This is a genomic window from Brucella sp. GW823-FHT04E01 (assembly GCF_058796175.1).
In genome coordinates this window covers 297707-314990 of sequence record NZ_JBXAIK010000004.1, presented here as the reverse complement: position 1 = coordinate 314990, position 17284 = coordinate 297707, and the positions used below count along the sequence as shown (strand labels likewise).

Here is a 17284-nt window from a genome sequence, read left to right as displayed (position 1 = left end):
AAACGCGTGACCGGTCACAATTCCTCATCCAGTAGCGGCGGATCGACGGCGCTTTTCATCCGTCGTCCAGTTTTTGCTTTCGTTATCAACGTTCTGATTGTCGTCGCGGGTCTTGCTGCTTTCACAGGCGTCGATATTCGCGAACTGCCGGACGTTGACCGGCCTGTGGTGACAATCAGCACGGATTTCAGTGGTGCATCCGCTGAAACTATTGACCGTCAGTTGACACAGGTTCTCGAAAACGCTGTCGCGCGCGTTTCGGGCGTAAAATCTATTTCTTCAACATCGTCGTTTGAACGCAGCCGCGTCACGGTGGAGTTCAACGATGGTGTAGACCTCAACGTTGCCGCCGCCGACATGCGCGATGCGATTTCCCGTGTCGCCAATGACGTGCCGGAAGAAGCGGACCCGTCGCGCATCATCAAGGCCGATTCCAACGCTGATCCCGTGATGCGTCTGGCGGTTACGTCCGACACCATGTCTGTCGATGACATGACGGTGCTGGTCGAAGACCAGATACAGGATATCCTCTCCGCGGTTCCGGGCGTGGCTGACGTCCAGATCAACGGTGACCGCGACAAGATATTCCGCATCGATATCAATCAGGCGCGCCTTGCGAGCTATGGTCTGACCATTGCGGATATTTCTACGGCGCTTTCTTCCATGGGGCTGGACGCCCCTGCCGGTTCTTTGCGTAGCGCCGATCAGTCCATCGTTGTCCGTGCCACGGCCAATCTGGAAAAGCCTGAGGATTTCGAGAACGTCTACATCAACGGACGCACGCAGATCCGCGATGTTGCTACCGTCACGCTTGGGCCGGATATCGAAAGCTCGGCGGTCCGGTCCAACGGCAAGACGGCAATTGGTCTCGGCATCGTCCGTCAGGCACAGTCGAATACGCTCGATATCTCGGAGGGCATTCGGGCAGCGGTCGCCAATTTGCAGAAAACCTTGCCCGCGGGCGTGAATATCGCCGTTACCAGTGACGATGCGAATTTCATCAATGGCGCTATCCACGAGGTGGAAATCGCACTGATCGCGTCAGTGATCATCGTTGTGGCGATTATCTTCGTGTTCCTCTGGGATATACGCGCAACGCTCATCCCGGCCTTGTCCATGCCTGTCGCTTTGATCGGCACGATTGCGGCCATCTATCTGGCAGGATTCTCGGTCAATATTCTTACCCTTCTGGCTTTGGTGCTCGCCACAGGTCTCGTGGTCGATGACGCCATTGTTGTGTTGGAAAACGTTGTCCGACGACGCAATCAGGGCATGGGGCCGCGTGCTGCGGCAGTCCTCGGCACGCAGGAAGTCTTCTTCGCCGTTATTGCCACGACGCTGACTTTGGCGGCAGTCTTCGTTCCAATTTCGTTTCTGCCGGGGCAGGCGGGTGGTCTGTTCCGTGAATTCGGCTTCGTGCTGGCAATTGCTGTTCTTCTGTCATCTGTTGTTGCGTTGACGCTTTGCCCCATGCTTGCCTCTCGCTTCCTCAAGGAAGGGAATGGCGAAGACGGCGGCCACGGTCCGCTTTTCCTGCGTCGTATTGGCGGCGGGCTTGCGACCTTCTATAAAAAGACGCTGCACATCTGTCTGTCGGCGCCATTCGTTGTTGTGCTGGTGGCAATGCTTTTCGCAGGCGCATCCTTTGTCGGCTACGGTCTGATCCGTCAGGAACTGACGCCCTCGGAAGATCGTGCCGTTGCACTGCTGCGTATCAATGGGCCGCAGGGCATCAGTGTGGAGTTCCTCCAGTCTCAGCTCGACAAGATTGAGGAGGCCGTCCAGCCTCTGCGCGATAGCGGTGAAATCATTACTACTTATGCCATCGCAGGTTCCGGCGGGTCGTCCAATAACGGCTTTGTTGTCCTGACGCTGGCACCGTGGAAGGAACGCGCGCGCAGCCAGCAGGAAATCATGGCTGACATTACCCAGCGCATCAAAGGCATAACGGCGGTGCGTATTTTTACCACCCAGCCGAACAGCCTTGGTATTCGTGGTGCGGGCAACGGTTTGCAGTTTGCCATAGTCGGTAGCGATTATGCCAAGCTACAGCCTGCCGCGCAGGCGGTCGTTGCCGCGCTGGAAAAGGATCCACGGTTCGTGCAGCCGCGACTGTCCGTCGAGCCGACCCAGCCGCAGCTTTCCGTCGAGATCAATCGCGAACGAGCATCCGATCTTGGTATCGACATCACAGGGCTTGCGAATGCTGTGCAGTCGGTACTCGACGGTCGCAAGATCGGATCGGTTTATGTCGGAGATCGCAGTTTCGATGTGAAACTCGTTGCCACCACCAACCCGATCAACGATCCGACCGATCTTGAAAACATATTCATGAAGACGACGGACGGTCGTTATGTGCCGATGTCGTCTATTGCTACGGTCGTTGAGAAAGCGGTTCCGCCGCAGCTTGATCGCGAGACGCGCCAGCGCTCGGTGTCCATAACGACAAATCTGCGCGACGATTTCGCGTTGGGCGATGCCTATAAGGTCGCACAGGAAATCGCGGCACCTTTGCTGCCTCCGGGAAGCCATATCATTCCGCTGGCGGAAGCTTCGACGCTCAGCGAAACATCAAGCGGCCTGGCAATGGTGTTCGGTTTTGCCATCATCATCATTCTTCTGGTGCTGGCAGCGCAGTTTGAAAGCTTTGTCAGTGCGCTGATCGTGATGGCGACGGTTCCTCTCGGGCTTGGTTGTGCGGTTTTTGCGATGCTGCTCACAGGTACGAGCTTAAACGTCTACAGCCAGATCGGTCTCGTGCTTCTGGTCGGCATCATGGCCAAGAATGGTATCCTGATTGTCGAATTCGCAGATCAATTGCGTGACAAGGGCTTGAGCGTTCGAGAAGCAATCGAGGAAGCATCCAACATTCGTCTTCGCCCGGTCTGCATGACGATGATCTGCGCCGTGCTTGGCGGTGTGCCGCTGGTTTTGGCAAGTGGCGCTGGCGCAGAAGCCCGTGTGGCTCTGGGCTGGGTCATTGTGGGTGGTCTTGGATTAGCAACGATTGCTACGCTTTATGTAACGCCGGTCGCCTATCTGCTGCTGGGACGCTTTACGCAGCCCAAAGCCGAAGAGGAAGCACGGCTCGAAAGAGAGCTGAACTACGCCCTTAAAGGGAAGTCACAAAAGGGTGGCACCGCTGAACCGGCGGAATAAACAAAAAGAAACCGGCCTTTTGGGGCCGGTTTTTTGCTGTTTTGAACGGGATCACTTCTTCATGGCGTCGGTTATCTTGGCTGTCCACGCGCCTTCCGGTTTCTTGGTGATGACGGGGTCGGAGCCACCGCCCAGAAGCGTTTCCACGGTGCGGTCGGCAGCCGCCACATCAAGGGTGCCATCGGAGCCGTCAACCAGCTTGCCGATTTCCTTGACCATACGTTCCTGAACTTCCTTGGTCTGAGCACCGGAAGCATCGTTGTCGAGTATGATATCAGCTGCTTCTCCAGGGTTCTCGGATGCGTATTTCCAGCCCTTCATTGAGGCACGGACAAAACGGGCGAGCTTGTCGACCATTGCCGGATCATCTAGGCTCTTTTCCAGCACATAGAGACCGTCTTCCAGCGTGGCGACGCCTTGCTCTTCATATGGGAAGACCACAAGCTGATCGGCTGGAATGCCTGCATCAATCACCTGCCAATATTCATTATAGGTCATTGTAGAAATGCAGTCGGCCTGCTTCTGGATCAGCGGGTCGACGTTGAAGCCCTGCTTGAGCACGGTCACGCCATCCTTGCCGCCTTCGGTCGGAATTTTCAGATGGCTCATCCATGACAGGAACGGGTATTCATTGCCGCCGAACCAGACACCGAGCGTGCGACCCTTGAAGTCTTCCGGCTTGGTGATGTTAGTATCCTTGCGGCAGGTCAGCATCATGCCGGACTTCTTGAAGGGCTGGGCGATGTTGACGAGCGGGACGCCTTTTTCACGGGTCGCGAGCGCCGACGGCATCCAGTCAACCACAACATCCGCGCCACCACCGGCAATCACCTGCGGCGGAGCGACGTCCGGTCCGCCCGGCTTGATATCGACATCGAGATTTTCTTCCTCATAGAAGCCTTTGTCCTTGGCTACATAGTAACCGGCAAATTGCCCCTGCGTCACCCATTTGAGCTGCAAGGTCAGCTTGTCGGCTGCCATTGCCGAACTGCTCATAAGCGCGAGCGCCAGTCCGGCTGTTCCAAGGCATAAAGAAATTGCCTTTTTCATTTCAGTTCTCCTCTGGTTCTTTTTATTGCCGCGCATTTTGCCCGAAAACCGGTTCCCACTTTTCGGAATGCACTTTGGTCTGCCTTATTTTTGCAGATGCCAATTATTCAGGCTTATGCCCTCCTGTATGAAGGGTGCCAGAATGTCATTCTGCGCTCGATCAGCGCGATCAGCCCATAAGAGAGCGATCCCGCAAGAGCAGCTACAAAGATTTCAGCCCAAACCATATCCACATTCATGCGCCCGATTTCCGCAGAGATGCGGAACCCCATGCCGACAATCGGCGTGCCGAAAAACTCCGCCACGATCGCTCCGATAAGTGCGAGGGTGGAATTGATCTTGAGAGCGTTGAATATGAACGGCATGGCCGCTGGAAGACGCAGCTTGAACAATGTCTGCCAGTAGCTTGAGCCGTAGGTTTCCATCATGTCCCGTTCCATTGCCCCGGTACTGGCAAGGCCCGCAACCGTGTTCACCAGCATAGGGAAGAAGGTCATGATGATGACGACCGCTGCTTTCGATTGCCAGTCGAAGCCAAACCACATCACCATGATCGGTGCGACGCCCACGATTGGAAGTGCTGCAGCCAGATTGCCGAGCGGTAACAGCCCTTTACGCAGGAATGGAATCCGGTCGGCGATGATGGCGGTTATGAAACCGAGACCGCATCCCGCCACATAGCCGATGATGACGGCCTTCAGAAAGGTCTGTCGGAAATCCGCCCAGAGAATTGGTACGGACGCCGTTATGCGTGCCCAGATTGCTGATGGTGCTGGAAGGAGAACCTGAGGAATAGCGAAAAGCCGGACGGTTACTTCCCAGAGCAATAACATTGCGATGCCAAAGAGCGCTGGCACTGCGATATCCAGAAGCTTTTGGCCCAAAGGGTTACGGGTCTTGAGACTTGCGACCCAGCCCACAACCAGCCATGAAACAGCTATTAGCGCTATGACGGATAGGATGCCTGTCATCATGTGGCTGCCCTTTCCGGCTTTACACCCATGCGTCGGTTCACGAGCTGTGCCGCGACGCCAATCAGCGCAACCAGCACCGCAGCCATCAGAGCAGCGGCAACGAGTGCTGCCCATATCTGCACGGTCTGGCCATAGTACGAGCCTGCAAGCAGCCGGGCACCAAGACCGGCGACTGCACCGGTTGGCAATTCACCGACAATCGCGCCAACGAGGCTGATCGCGACGGCGATCTGCATCGATGTGAACAGGAATGGCATGGCCGCAGGCCAGCGCAGTTTCCAGAACACCTGCGATCTTGATGCATTATAGGTGCGCATGAGGTCGAGATGCATCACATCAGGCGATCTCAGCCCCTTCACCATTCCCACCGCCACGGGAAAGAAAGAGAGATAGGTGGAGATGATAGCTTTGGGCAGCAAGCCCGATATGCCAATGGCATTCAGGACCACGATAATCATCGGCGCGATGGCGAGGATCGGGATCGTTTGTGAGGTGATGATCCATGGCATCAGGCTCTTGTCGAGTGTGCGGGAATGAACAATTCCCACAGCGAGAAGAACGCCCAGCGCCGACCCAAGCACAAAACCGAGCAGGGTGGACGATAGTGTGACCCATCCGTGATAGATCAGGCTGCGCTTGGAACTCGGTTTGACACCGAAGACGGTTTTCCAGATTTCTTCAGCTACCTGATGCGGTGCGGGCAGGACCGGTCGGTCCTGATGCATCGTATTGGCAACAAGCGTCGAGAAGGTGATTTCTGTCCCTGCGCGTGTCGCCTGATCACGCTCAAACGGGGCGTTGAGTACCGCCGCCAGGCCGTACCAAAGCGCAATAATGACGGCGAGTATAGTCGCCACGGGGATGAATCTGTCGTGCAGGAAGCCTTTCATGGACGATCTCCAGCACGATGCCGTTGAAAAGTGCCCTTATTCATGGATGTGTCCCAAACGCAAACCCTCACGGACGCGGTGGGCAATTTTCAGGAACGCTTCGGACTCCCTGATTTCAAGTGGTCTGTCCGGGCCAAGATCGCAATCGATGATTTCATGAATGCGGCCTGGGCGCGGGCTCATGACAACGATCTTGGTTGAGAGAAACACCGCTTCCGGGATCGAGTGTGTGACGAAAATCACTGTTTTGCGGGTTGCTGCCCAAAGCTTGAGAAGCTGTTCGTTGAGATGATCGCGCACGATTTCGTCCAGAGCGCCGAAGGGCTCGTCCATCAGCAGCATATCAGGATCGAATGATAATGCGCGGGCTATCGATGCGCGCTGTTGCATGCCGCCGGAAAGCTGCCAGGGATATTTTTTGTCAAAGCCTGAGAGATTGACGAGCGCGAGGTTCTTTTCGATCCGCTCGCGCCTTTCTGCCTTGGAGAACCCCATAATCTCCAGCGGCAGGCTGATATTGTCTTCGATGGTGCGCCACGGAAACAGAGCGGCCGCCTGAAATACGTAACCATAGGACCGGTCGAGGCGGGCTTGCTCCGGTGTTTTGCCGTTGACCGTGACAGAACCTGATGTCGGTTGCTCCAGATCGGCCACGACGCGCATCAGCGTAGTCTTGCCGCATCCCGAAGGTCCGATGAAGGAAACGAACTCGCCGCGCTTGACGGCAAGATCAATATTGGACAGCGCATGGACAGGTCCGTCATTCGTCTCGAAGACGAGCGACAAGTCTTTGATGTCGATCACTGTCTGCGCATTTGCCTCGCCCCTCTCCGGGGCCATGCTGTCATTCAAGTTCATGCGCGGTTCCCGAAGCTGGACGATGGCCATGTCTCAGACCCCTATCGGCATATGTTCGGCGCTGCGTTCCACCTTGCGCGGCGCAACGATTTCCTTCCATTGTGACAGCGCCCGATTGACGGCACCGTTCGGTTCGCGCTCGATGAAGCGCCCGTCGCCTGGCTCTGCCTTGACGTGTCCCTTGTCGAAAGCGATACGTCCGCGTGAAAGCGTCGTCCTCGGCAGGCCCTTGAGCTCAAAACCTTCGAACACGTTGTAATCAATCGAGGAAAGCTGTGTTTTTGCAGAAACCTTCTTGGTTGCCTCCGGATCCCAGATGACAAGATCAGCGTCAGCACCCGGCAGCACTGCGCCTTTCTGCGGATAGATGTTCAAGATCTTGGCAATGTTTGTCGAGGTGACAGCAACAAATTCATTTGGCGTCAGGCGACCAGTGCGCACGCCGCGCGACCACAACACTGGCATACGTTCTTCCAGACCGCCCGTTCCATTCGGAATCTTGGTGAAATTGCCGATGCCGTAACGCTTCTGTTCAGTAGTGAATGCGCAGTGGTCGGTTGCAACGCATTGCAGGCTTCCAGCCGCAAGACCGGCCCACAGGCTGTCCTGATTGACCTTGTCACGGAATGGCGGAGACATCACGCGGCGTGCCGCATAATCCCAGTCCTTGTTATGATATTCGCTCTCGTCAAGCGTCAGGTGCTGGATCAAAGGCTCGCCGAACACGCGCATACCCTTTTGCCGGGCACGGCGGATCGCTTCATGGCTCTGCTCGCAGGAAACATGCACGACATAGAGCGGAACGCCTGCCTGATCGGCAATCATGATGGCGCGATTGGTTGCTTCGCCTTCCACTTCCGGCGGACGCGAATAGGCATGGGCTTCCGGCCCATCGTTGCCTTCGGCCATCAGCCTGGCCTGCAACTGCGCAACAATGTCGCCGTTTTCAGCATGGACGAGCGGCATGGCGCCCAGTTCCGCACAACGCTGGAACGAGGCGAACATCTCGTCATCATTCACCATCAAAGCGCCCTTATAGGCCATGAAGTGCTTGAAGGTATTGATGCCGCGCTTCACCACCTCGGCCATTTCATTGAAAGTGCGCTCGTTCCAGCCGGTGATCGCCATGTGGAACGAATAATCAGTGCGCGCCTTGCCTGCTTTCTGGAACCATTCCTGAAGTGCGTCGAGCAGGTTGCCTTCGGAATCCGGCAGCACGAAATCGACTACCATCGTCGTGCCGCCGGAAAGGGCGGCCGCAGTTCCGGTATCGAAATCGTCGGAAGAGTAGGTCCCCATGAAGGGCATTTGCAGATGGGTGTGCGGGTCGATGCCACCCGGCATAATATAGCAGCCGGATGCATCTATGACTTCATCGCCGGAGAGATTGTCGCCGACAGCGACAATCTTTTCGCCTTCGATGAGAACATCGGCTTTAAAGGTGCGGTCAGCCGTGATGACGGTTCCGCCTTTGATGACCTTTGCCATTGTTCGTCGTTCCCCTTTTTGGTTTTGTTGCGAACAGTAGCAGTAGTGGATGGTTGTGAAATCAGCTTACAATTTCAGCAGTCTCCAATACCGCATGCAGAAGCACGTCGGTTCCCGCCGACGCCCATTCCTTCGAAATATCCTCGTCTTCATTATGGCTGAGCCCGTCCACGCATGGACACATGACCATGGCGGTCGGTGCGACGCGATTGACCCAGCAGGCATCGTGGCCTGCGCCGGAAACGATGTTGCGATGGCTGTAGCCAAGTCGCTCTGCCGCATTGCGGATCGCCACCACACAACCATCATCAAAGGTCACCGGGTCGAAATGTCCGGCCACCTCAATCTCGATGCCGATGTCCAGTTCTGCGGCAATCTTCGGCGCTTCCTTTTCAAACCGCGTTTTCATGTCATCCAGCACATCCTGGTTGGGCGAACGGAAATCCACAGTGAAAACGATCTGGCCCGGAAGCACATTGCGTGAATTGGGTGAAACGTCGATATGGCCGACACCGCCAACCGCATCCGGCTGGTGGGACATGGCGATTTCGTTGACGAGTTGCAGCATCTTGCCGAGGCCAAGGCTCGCATTCTTTCGCATCTTCATAGGCGTAGAGCCGGTATGTGCTTCCTTGCCGGTCAGGGTCACCTGCAGCCACCACAGCCCCTGACCGTGCGTGACAACACCGATATCCTTGTGCTCAACTTCAAGGATTGGTCCCTGTTCGATATGAAGCTCGAACATCGCATGGATTTTGCGCTGCCCGACCGGTTCATCGCCTTTCCAGCCGATGCGCTCCAGTTCGTCTCCGAATTTCTTTCCTTTGGCGTCGGTGCGCTGATAGGCCCAGTCCTGCTCGTGGACACCGGCAAAAACTCCGGATGACAGCATCGCCGGGGCAAATCGCGTGCCTTCCTCATTGGTCCAGTTGACGACGACGATTGGCCGCTTTGTCTTGATATTCATATCGTTGAGCGTGCGCATGACTTCGAGGCCGCCGAGCACGCCCAGCACGCCATCGAATTTACCACCCGTCGGCTGCGTGTCGAGATGGCTGCCCATATAGACCGGATCGGCGTCGGCATCTTCGCCGGGGCGGAGGAAGAACATGTTCCCCATCGTGTCCACGCCCATGGAAAGTCCGGATTTTTCGCACCAGCTCTGAAACAATTTGCGGCCTTCGCCGTCCTCATCGGTCAAGGTCTGGCGGTTATTGCCACCGCGCACGCCGGGACCGATCTGGGCCATGTCCATCAGACTGTCCCAAAGACGATCGCCATTGACTCTAAGATTGCTGGTGAGCACCATGCGCTCTGCCTCCGCATTATGTATGTGCGTTTAAATTCGGGCCATTATACTTCTAGCCCGTATCCACCCGCCAATATATGTTCCCACGACCCGGCTCTTTGGCCACAATATTCTTGCCTTGCGGGCAAAAACTTGACTAGTTGGTCAAATTGCAGGCTAGAAGAGCGTTTGAATATGGTCAAGCGCTTTTGAAAAATTCTACACTGCTGAAAGGTGTCAAATGGCCACAGCTCCTTCAGACTCACGGACCGACACGGTTGAAAACGAGAAAATGTCGAACGACAAGTCGGAAGGCGCGACGCGCATTCAGGGTATAAATCGCAGGCTTATCCTCGATGCAGCGCTGGAGGTTTTTTCCGCTTATGGCTTTCGAGGTTCGACGGTCGACCAGATCGCCGAGAAGGCAGGCATGTCGAAGCCAAACCTGCTTTATTATTTCCCGCGCAAGCAGAATATTTATGTGACCGTGCTGGAAGATACGCTTGCCACCTGGCTGGAGCCTTTCGAACACATTAATCCGGACGGTGATCCGCTGGAAGAATTGCGGCGCTACATTGCTGTGAAGCTTGAAATGTCGGCGAAGAAACCGGAGGCTTCGCGCCTTTTCGCCAATGAGATACTGCATGGCGCTCCGGCGATTTCTGACTTTCTCAAAGGGCATCTGAAGCAACTGGTCGATGAAAAAGCGGCAGTCATTCATCGATGGATTGCTGAAAAACGCTTGGCTCCGGTCGATCCTTATCATCTGATTTTCACCATATGGGCGGTAACGCAGCATTATTCGGATTTTTCCGTGCAGGTCGGGGCCGTTCTCGGCAGGCGGTCGGAGGAGGCCGGTTTTTATGATGAGACGGCCAAAGCGGTGAGTGCCATTATTCTTGACGGCATCCGCCCACGAAACGAAAATTCGGCATCATGAAAACGATTCTTATTGCAGCAGCCATTGTCCGTGATGAAGCGGGCCGTTTCCTCCTCGTGCGCAAGCGCGGCAGCGAATTTTTTTTCAGCCTGGCGGCAAGATCGATGCAGGCGAGCAGCCTGAAACAGCCCTTATCCGCGAAATCGAGGAAGAGCTTGGCATTCGCATTGACGAGGACCAGTTAAGCTATGCTGCGAAAATGTCAGCGCCTGCAGCTAACGAGCTTGATGCAACGGTTGAAGCAGAGCTGTTTCACCTCACGCTGAAGGAAGGGCAGGTGCCTGCCGCTTCCAGCGAGATTGAAGAGCTGATCTGGCTCAAAGCTGGCGATCAAAGCCGCCCTGTTGCCCTGCTTTCACAGAGCATTCAGGCGCGGTTTTTGGATGCAGTTTAAGCGCTCTCGACGCGATTTCCTTCGCCATCGAAAAGATGCAGGTGCTGTGCCGGGAAGCTCACCTGAATGGAGCCCTGCGCATGAAGCGCATCGCGATCCAGTGTGAAAATCTTGAACGGCAACCCGTGCAGGCTGAGATGCAGAATAATGCCGAAGCCGGTCGGCTCGACCAAATCGACATCAGCCGTCAGGCCTGCTGAATTCTCGATATGCACATGCTCTGGACGAATGCCAAGCGTGGCGTTCGCGCCATCCTTGAGTTTTACGGGCTGCGGCAATGCGATGAGCGTGCCGTCTTTGAGTTTCAGACGCGGGCCACCATCCTGTTCAAGATAGGTCACATCGAGGAAGTTCATGGCGGGTGAGCCGATGAAACCTGCCACGAAGAGATTGGCCGGGTGGTCATAAAGCTCAAGTGGAGAGCCGACCTGCTGCACCACACCACCATGCATGGCGACGATACGGTCGGCCAGAGTCATGGCTTCGATCTGGTCATGTGTCACATAAATGGATGTGGCTTTCAGCTCACCATGCAGTTTCTTGATTTCGGCACGCATCTGCTCGCGCAGGCGCGCATCGAGGTTGGAAAGCGGCTCGTCAAAGAGGAAGGCCTTGGGCTGACGCACAATGGCGCGACCCATTGCAACGCGCTGGCGTTGGCCACCGGAAAGCGCCTTCGGTCGACGTTCCAGCAAAGGCTCAAGGCCAAGTTTGGCGGCGGTCGATTTGATGGCGCTTGCGATCTTTTCTTTCGGCGTTTTGCGCAGCCGCATACTGTAGCTCATATTGTCGGCGACACTCATATGCGGGTAGAGCGCATAGGACTGAAACACCATCGCAATATCGCGGTCTTTGGGCGCCAGTTCATTGACGCGCTTGCCACTGATCTGCACCTGACCGGCAGTGATGTCTTCAAGGCCTGCAATCATGCGCAACAATGTGGATTTGCCGCAGCCTGACGGACCGACAAGCACAATGAATTCGCCATCTTTGATCTCAAGGTCAACGCCGTGCAGAACAGCATGTTCGCCATAGCTTTTGCGGACTGACTGAATATCGATGGAAGCCATAGGGAAAAATCCTTTCAGAGCATTTCTTGTCTAAGATCAATCGTTAGAAATGCTCTATCTATCTGTTTTAACGCATGTCTTTATCCCAAAACCGGTTCCCACTTTTGGGAGACATGCTCTAGCCTTTGACCGCGCCAGCCGTGAGGCCCTGCACGAGATATCGTTGAATGAGAAAGAAGAAGAGACAGGCCGGGATCAGCGCGAGCACGCCCGCTGCCATCATCTGTCCGAAATCGACCGAGAACTTTGAGACGAAGCTCAAAAGCCCGACCGGGAACGTGGCTGAATCATTGCCGGAAATCAGCATCAGCGCGAACAGAAGCTCGCTCCACGCTGCGGTGAAAACAAAGCCGAGCGTTGCTGCAATACCGGGCAGGGTCAGCGGCAGAATGATCTGGCGGAAAGCCATGAACTGCGTTGCGCCGTCGATCTTTGCGGCTTCTTCGAGGTCCTTCGGAATGCCGTCGAAGAACGACTGCATCAGGAAGGTTGCAAAAGGCACATTGAATGCCGAATAGACGATGATGAGGCCGATCAGGCTGTTGGTGAGACCGAGCGGTGCCATGATCTTGTAGATCGGCGCGATCAGCATCACGAGCGGAAACATCTGTGTCAGCAGCATCAACGCCACAATCCAGTATTTGGCGCGGAAGTTGAAACGTGACAGCGCATAGCCGGAGAGTGATGCCAGCAGCGTAACGATAATGGCAGTTGAGCCGGACACGATCAGGCTGTTGCGGAAGAACAGCGGAAACGAGCTGTTATTCAACACATGGCTGAAGTGATCGAACGTCATGCGTGATGGCCAGAGCCGCACGCCTTCGCTGTAAAGCAAATCATTGGGCGTGACGGAAACCTTCACCAGCCAGAAGATCGGAAACAGCGCGAACAGAACAAACAGCAGAATGGCAATGCGATGCGCGCCGACAAGGAGGAGTTTACGGTTGGTCATGGCCTCAGTCCTTGTTCAGAAGCGTCTGGCGCAACAGCACGATGAGCATCGAATAGACCATCAGCAGCACAAGCAGGACCATCGCAATCGCCGAGGCATAGCCGAAATCGAGCCGTTTGAAGGCCTGCGTGAAGATGTAGCTGGCGACGATCTGTGTCCGGTCGGCAGGGCCACCGCCGGTCATCACGACGATCAGATCGGCACTGTTGGCAATCCAGACGGTGCGCAGCAAAATGGTGATGGCCATGGTTGGCGCAAGATAGGGAAGTGTGATCGAGAGAAAACGCTGGACTGGGCCGGCGCCATCGATGGCTGCTGCTTCATAAAGGTCGCGCGGGATAGCCTGCAAAGCGGCCAGCATGGTGATGGCAAAGAACGGAATACCCCACCACACACCCGCGGTAATGATGCCCCACATCGCAAGATTGGGGTCGGAAAGGATATTGTCTGGCGCGCTTAGAAGGCCGATTGCATGCAGCCAGTGCGGTAGTGGGCCGATCACCGGATTAAAAAGCCACGCAAAGTTAAGACCTGTGAGGAAAGTCGGCACAGCCCATGGCAGGAAGATCAGCGCCTGTGCCAGCCCACGTCCGGCAAATGGTTTGTCGAGCAGCAGGGCAAGAATAAGCCCGAACACGAATTGCAGCAGCACCGAACAACCGGTCCACCAGAGTGTGTTTTTCAAAGAACGATAGAAAGCCTGATCCGTTGCAAGTTCGCGGAAATGATCAAGCCCTACATAGCCACCCGAAAACGGGTTAAGCAACTGAATGTCGCGAAAGGCATAGGAGACGCCGAGGACCAGCGGAACCAGCATGATGGCGCCGATGAGGATCAGTGCGGGGGCGCTATAAAGATAAGGCTCGGATGCATGCGCAAGTCGCTGCAGAAAGCTGCGGCGGTCCTGCTTTTCACTCGGCACTTCGTTGCGCACCGGGGCCTTTATGGAAGCGGTGTCGTTCATCGTTTTTCCCTTCGCGGGGCTGCATCATTCGCTTTGCAGGCGCGGTTGTTCCACGCCTGCAGGCTGTTCATGGTGCTATTGCTTTGAAAGGTGCTTCTGCTGTGCCTTGGTCAGATATTCTGCCCATTGGTCGGCCAGCTGATCTGGCGTGATGTCGCCGAGAAGCGCTTCCTGCGAGGTCTTGATGACGAGCGAATCCTTGAAGAAGGCAAATTCTTCCAGATAGGTCGGCATGACGGTTGGAACGACGTTCTTGTCAGCCAGTTCATCGAACCAGCCCTTGAACTGCTCGCCGCTATAGAACGGATCGTTCTGAGCAGATTTAAGAACCGGCAATGCACCGGTGCGCTTGTTCCATTCGATATTGCCTTCCGGACCTTCAAGCATCGAGATCAGCTTCCAGGAGAGGTCCTTGTTCTGGCTGCCGCTCATCATCGACCAGCCGGCAAAACCGATGGTCGGGAAGGTTTTGCCATCCGGGCCCTTTGGCATGATGGTGACGCCGAAATCTTCCGGCTTCATGCGTTCGGCAATGGCGATCAGCGCATCTGGATCTTGGTTGAGGAAGGCGCAGGTGCCGCTATAGAAACCGGCGACGGTTTCGTTGAAGCCCCAGTTGACGCTGTCCTTCGGTGCAAGGCCGTTCTTGTAGAGATCGACCATCCAGGTGATGCCCTTTTTCCAGCCTTCGCTGTTCATGGTCGAGGTGCCGTCTTCGTTGAAGAACTTATTGTCACCGGCCATGGATGCGGCAAAAATCACCCAGCCATTGAGACCACCGGGGCCACCACGCATACAGAAGCCGGACTTGCCGGGAAGGGCTGCGATCTTTTTGGAGGCTTCGACAAATTCGTCCATCGTCTTTGGCGGCTCGGACACACCAGCCTCAGACAGCAGCTTCTTGTTGTAGAACATGGCGTTCAGATAGAAGCCGTAAGGCAGCGTATAGGCTGTGTTGTTGACACTGCGGCCAAGCTCAAGTGCGCGCTCGGTCAGGTCTGGCGTGGTTTCCCACTTTTCGAGATATGGCTCGAGGTTTTCCAGCATGCCATTGTTGGCATAGAGCGAAACCCAGGTGTCCGGCATTTCCATGACATCGGGAATTTCACCAGCCGAAACCATGGTTGCGAATTTCTGGAAGGATTCGCCCCATGGCAGCGAGATGATTTCGACCTTGGTACCCGGATTGGCTGCCTCAAACTTGGCAACGATGGATTCAAGCGTCTTGGTGCGTTCCGGGCTGGTGATGACTTCAACAAGCTTCAGAGTGGTATCGGCAAGCGCCGTACCGCTCAAAAGCATGGTTGCGAATGCGGCTGCTATTAGTTTTTTCATTGCAGTTCCCCTTATTGCTCCTCACTGGATTTTCGTTATTCGGTCGATGCTGCGAGCGCTCCTTCAATATCCCGCCACAGCGCTTCCGTTCCTTCCAGTCCGACATGCAGGCGCACGGAGCGCGGGTCGATGCCGAACGTATGTGCCGAATTTGGCTGTGCTTTCTGCTGCAGCACGACTTCGCCCGGCACGATCAGGCTTTCATGACCGCCCCAGCTCACGCCGAGCTTGAACAGATCGAGATGATTGCAGAATTCGCGAATGTTCACGCCTTCCCGGAAGATGACCGAGAACAGGCCGGACGTGCCCTTGAGACCCGCAGGCAGACGATTGGCAAGTGCCGGGTGGCAGACGGTTTCAACCACATCCAGTGCCTGAAGACGCTTTGCAATTTCCAGTGCCGAAGCCTCGTGCGCCTTCATGCGCGTCGGCAAAGTGCGCATGCCACGCACCAGAAGCCACGCATCAAACGGTGAAAGCTTGCCGCCGAGATATGGATAGGTTTCTGCGCGGATTGTATTGATCAGGGCTTTCGATCCGGTCACGACACCGGCCACGACATCGCTATGGCCACCGAGATATTTCGATGCCGAATGCACGACGAGATCAACGCCAAGCGACAGTGGGCGCTGGAAGATCGGGCTGGCCCAGCTGTTGTCGATGATGCTCAGCACGCCATGCTGCCTGGCAATCGCTGCCAGGGCACCGACATCATGGGCTTCCATGACCCAGCTCGTCGGGCTTTCCATGTAGAAGAGCTTTGCACCGGGCAGGGCTTTTGCAACCGCTTCCTCGTCGCGGCCATCGACGTAGTCTACCTGCACCTGCATACGCTTCATAATGGTGCCAAACAGGCGGAATGCATCCGGGTAGACATGACGTACCGCAACGATGCGATCACCGGGATTGACGAAGGCCAGCACACTTGAAGAGATGGCAGCCATGCCGCTGGCAAAGCCCAGCGCGTCTTCGCCGCCTTCAAGTTTTGCCAGCATTTCTTCAAATGCCCGCACGGTCGGGTTGAGGCCGCGTGTGTAGATCGGGCGAACCTTTTCGCCGCGATAAGAGGCGACCATGTCGTCATAGCTTGGGAAGGTGAAAAGCGAGGTCTGCACGATGGGTGGAACCACGGCGTCGTAGGCATTGCTTTCATCATGAGCAACCGTAAGCGCTGCGAAATCCAGCGGATCCATCCCGTCGGTCATTTGGACATTTCCTTGATGTCTTCCTCGACAATGTCGAGGATCTTGAGTGTTTCCTGCCGTGCGGCTTCAGGGTCCTGAGCCACGATGGCGTTAAAGAGCGTGCGGTGGAACGGAAAGGTCCGCCGCGCGAAGTCGATCCGCTCAAACGGATGATCCCAGAAGTGCAAGAAGGCTTCGCGCATCTGTTCGAGCAATTGTCTGAAAAGCGGATTATGGGTCGCGTCGTAAATGGCGAGATGAAACGCCAGATCTTCCGGGCCTGACGTGCCTTCCGCGATATGAACGCGCTCCATCTCATTGAGATTGCGTTCGATGATGACGAGGTCTTCCGCCGTGCGTTTGCGGGCGGCGACCATGCTGGCCTCGGCTTCGATGCCACGGCGCACTTCAAGCGATTGCAGCAATGCATCGCGCAATTGCGCGGGGTCGAATGAAAGCGGCATATGAATGGTTGCTGCCGAAATTGGCTTGAGCAGATAGGTGCCGCTGCCTTTGCGAGCTTCGATCACACCCAATGCCTGAAAATGACGGATTGCTTCGCGAATGGTGGAGCGCCCCACGGCCAGTGCAGCCATCAATTCACGTTCAGCGGGGAGGCGATCACCGGCCTGAAGATGCGCTGTCGCGATGTAGTTGGCGAGCGCGTCTGTTACCTGCCGGGCGCGATCCATCGGCGGTAGTGGTGCAATCTGCAGCAGCCTGCGATCTTTCATTCTG

At 55.9% G+C, this 17284-nt stretch carries 14 protein-coding genes and 1 pseudogene; 3 read left to right on the top strand and 12 right to left on the bottom strand.

Annotated features, from left to right (window positions below; all coding sequences use genetic code 11):
* The first annotated feature begins 6 nt into the window (after positions 1-6).
* The gene (locus tag AC1RHM_RS16645) at positions 7-3159 is read left to right on the top strand and encodes an efflux RND transporter permease subunit (protein ID WP_010658165.1); all 3153 of its coding nucleotides are present in this window, start codon (positions 7-9) and stop codon (positions 3157-3159) included.
* A 51-nt stretch (positions 3160-3210) separates the two neighbouring features.
* Here the strand turns inward: AC1RHM_RS16645 and AC1RHM_RS16640 are convergent, their stop codons facing one another.
* The 6 genes from AC1RHM_RS16640 to AC1RHM_RS16615 form a co-directional block, all read right to left on the bottom strand.
* On the bottom strand, positions 3211-4209 hold the full coding sequence (locus tag AC1RHM_RS16640) for an ABC transporter substrate-binding protein (RefSeq protein WP_010658166.1): 999 nt from the start codon (positions 4207-4209) through the stop codon (positions 3211-3213).
* A gap of 113 nt (positions 4210-4322) precedes the next feature.
* Positions 4323-5183, bottom strand: coding sequence for an ABC transporter permease (locus tag AC1RHM_RS16635; protein WP_010658167.1), 861 nt, complete (start codon positions 5181-5183; stop codon positions 4323-4325).
* Complete coding sequence (locus AC1RHM_RS16630) at positions 5180-6073, bottom strand: ABC transporter permease (RefSeq protein WP_010658168.1); 894 nt, start codon at positions 6071-6073, stop codon at positions 5180-5182. The genes AC1RHM_RS16635 and AC1RHM_RS16630 overlap by 4 nt, the downstream gene beginning before the upstream one ends.
* A gap of 36 nt (positions 6074-6109) precedes the next feature.
* Positions 6110-6931, bottom strand: coding sequence for an ABC transporter ATP-binding protein (locus tag AC1RHM_RS16625; protein ID WP_080574579.1), 822 nt, complete (start codon positions 6929-6931; stop codon positions 6110-6112).
* Positions 6932-6964: 33 nt separating this feature from the next.
* Entirely contained in the window at positions 6965-8419 is a 1455-nt protein-coding gene (hydA, locus tag AC1RHM_RS16620) for a dihydropyrimidinase (protein WP_125333711.1), read from the bottom strand.
* Positions 8420-8480: 61 nt separating this feature from the next.
* Positions 8481-9728, bottom strand: coding sequence for a Zn-dependent hydrolase (locus AC1RHM_RS16615; protein ID WP_010658171.1), 1248 nt, complete (start codon positions 9726-9728; stop codon positions 8481-8483).
* Positions 9729-9948: 220 nt separating this feature from the next.
* Between AC1RHM_RS16615 and rutR the strand changes: the two genes are divergently transcribed.
* The gene (gene rutR, locus AC1RHM_RS16610) at positions 9949-10647 is read left to right on the top strand and encodes an HTH-type transcriptional regulator RutR (protein WP_029375875.1); all 699 of its coding nucleotides are present in this window, start codon (positions 9949-9951) and stop codon (positions 10645-10647) included.
* Positions 10644-11041 (top strand): annotated as a pseudogene (locus AC1RHM_RS16605) (NUDIX hydrolase). The gene rutR and the pseudogene AC1RHM_RS16605 overlap by 4 nt, the downstream one beginning before the upstream one ends.
* Here AC1RHM_RS16605 and AC1RHM_RS16600 read toward each other — a convergent pair.
* From AC1RHM_RS16600 to AC1RHM_RS16575, 6 genes are all read right to left on the bottom strand, one after another.
* Positions 11038-12111 carry an ABC transporter ATP-binding protein gene (locus AC1RHM_RS16600; protein ID WP_010658174.1) on the bottom strand — a complete coding sequence of 358 codons (1074 nt, stop codon included), beginning with the start codon at positions 12109-12111 and terminating at the stop codon, positions 11038-11040. The pseudogene AC1RHM_RS16605 and the gene AC1RHM_RS16600 overlap by 4 nt on opposite strands.
* A gap of 118 nt (positions 12112-12229) precedes the next feature.
* A complete protein-coding gene (locus AC1RHM_RS16595; RefSeq protein ID WP_010658175.1) occupies positions 12230-13063 on the bottom strand; it encodes a carbohydrate ABC transporter permease in 834 nt (277 codons plus the stop codon).
* A 4-nt stretch (positions 13064-13067) separates the two neighbouring features.
* Entirely contained in the window at positions 13068-14027 is a 960-nt protein-coding gene (locus tag AC1RHM_RS16590) for a carbohydrate ABC transporter permease (protein ID WP_010658176.1), read from the bottom strand.
* A gap of 75 nt (positions 14028-14102) precedes the next feature.
* Positions 14103-15362, bottom strand: a complete 1260-nt coding sequence (locus AC1RHM_RS16585) for an ABC transporter substrate-binding protein (protein ID WP_010658177.1) — start codon at positions 15360-15362, stop codon at positions 14103-14105.
* A gap of 35 nt (positions 15363-15397) precedes the next feature.
* On the bottom strand, positions 15398-16567 hold the full coding sequence (locus tag AC1RHM_RS16580; RefSeq protein WP_010658178.1) for a PLP-dependent transferase: 1170 nt from the start codon (positions 16565-16567) through the stop codon (positions 15398-15400).
* The gene (locus AC1RHM_RS16575) at positions 16564-17280 is read right to left on the bottom strand and encodes a FadR/GntR family transcriptional regulator (protein ID WP_010658179.1); all 717 of its coding nucleotides are present in this window, start codon (positions 17278-17280) and stop codon (positions 16564-16566) included. Before AC1RHM_RS16575 ends, AC1RHM_RS16580 begins: the two co-directional genes overlap by 4 nt.
* Positions 17281-17284 lie beyond the last annotated feature (4 nt).

Coding starts and splice junctions, on each gene's coding strand:
- AC1RHM_RS16640 (WP_010658166.1), bottom strand. CDS start 4,209: ATGAAAAAGGCAATTTCTTTATGCCTTGGAACAGCCGGACTGGCGCTC.
- AC1RHM_RS16635 (WP_010658167.1), bottom strand. CDS start 5,183: ATGATGACAGGCATCCTATCCGTCATAGCGCTAATAGCTGTTTCATGG.
- AC1RHM_RS16630 (WP_010658168.1), bottom strand. CDS start 6,073: ATGAAAGGCTTCCTGCACGACAGATTCATCCCCGTGGCGACTATACTC.
- AC1RHM_RS16625 (WP_080574579.1), bottom strand. CDS start 6,931: ATGAACTTGAATGACAGCATGGCCCCGGAGAGGGGCGAGGCAAATGCG.
- hydA (WP_125333711.1), bottom strand. CDS start 8,419: ATGGCAAAGGTCATCAAAGGCGGAACCGTCATCACGGCTGACCGCACC.
- AC1RHM_RS16615 (WP_010658171.1), bottom strand. CDS start 9,728: ATGGTGCTCACCAGCAATCTTAGAGTCAATGGCGATCGTCTTTGGGAC.
- rutR (WP_029375875.1), top strand. CDS start 9,949: ATGGCCACAGCTCCTTCAGACTCACGGACCGACACGGTTGAAAACGAG.
- AC1RHM_RS16600 (WP_010658174.1), bottom strand. CDS start 12,111: ATGGCTTCCATCGATATTCAGTCAGTCCGCAAAAGCTATGGCGAACAT.
- AC1RHM_RS16595 (WP_010658175.1), bottom strand. CDS start 13,063: ATGACCAACCGTAAACTCCTCCTTGTCGGCGCGCATCGCATTGCCATT.
- AC1RHM_RS16590 (WP_010658176.1), bottom strand. CDS start 14,027: ATGAACGACACCGCTTCCATAAAGGCCCCGGTGCGCAACGAAGTGCCG.
- AC1RHM_RS16585 (WP_010658177.1), bottom strand. CDS start 15,362: ATGAAAAAACTAATAGCAGCCGCATTCGCAACCATGCTTTTGAGCGGT.
- AC1RHM_RS16580 (WP_010658178.1), bottom strand. CDS start 16,567: ATGACCGACGGGATGGATCCGCTGGATTTCGCAGCGCTTACGGTTGCT.
- AC1RHM_RS16575 (WP_010658179.1), bottom strand. CDS start 17,280: ATGAAAGATCGCAGGCTGCTGCAGATTGCACCACTACCGCCGATGGAT.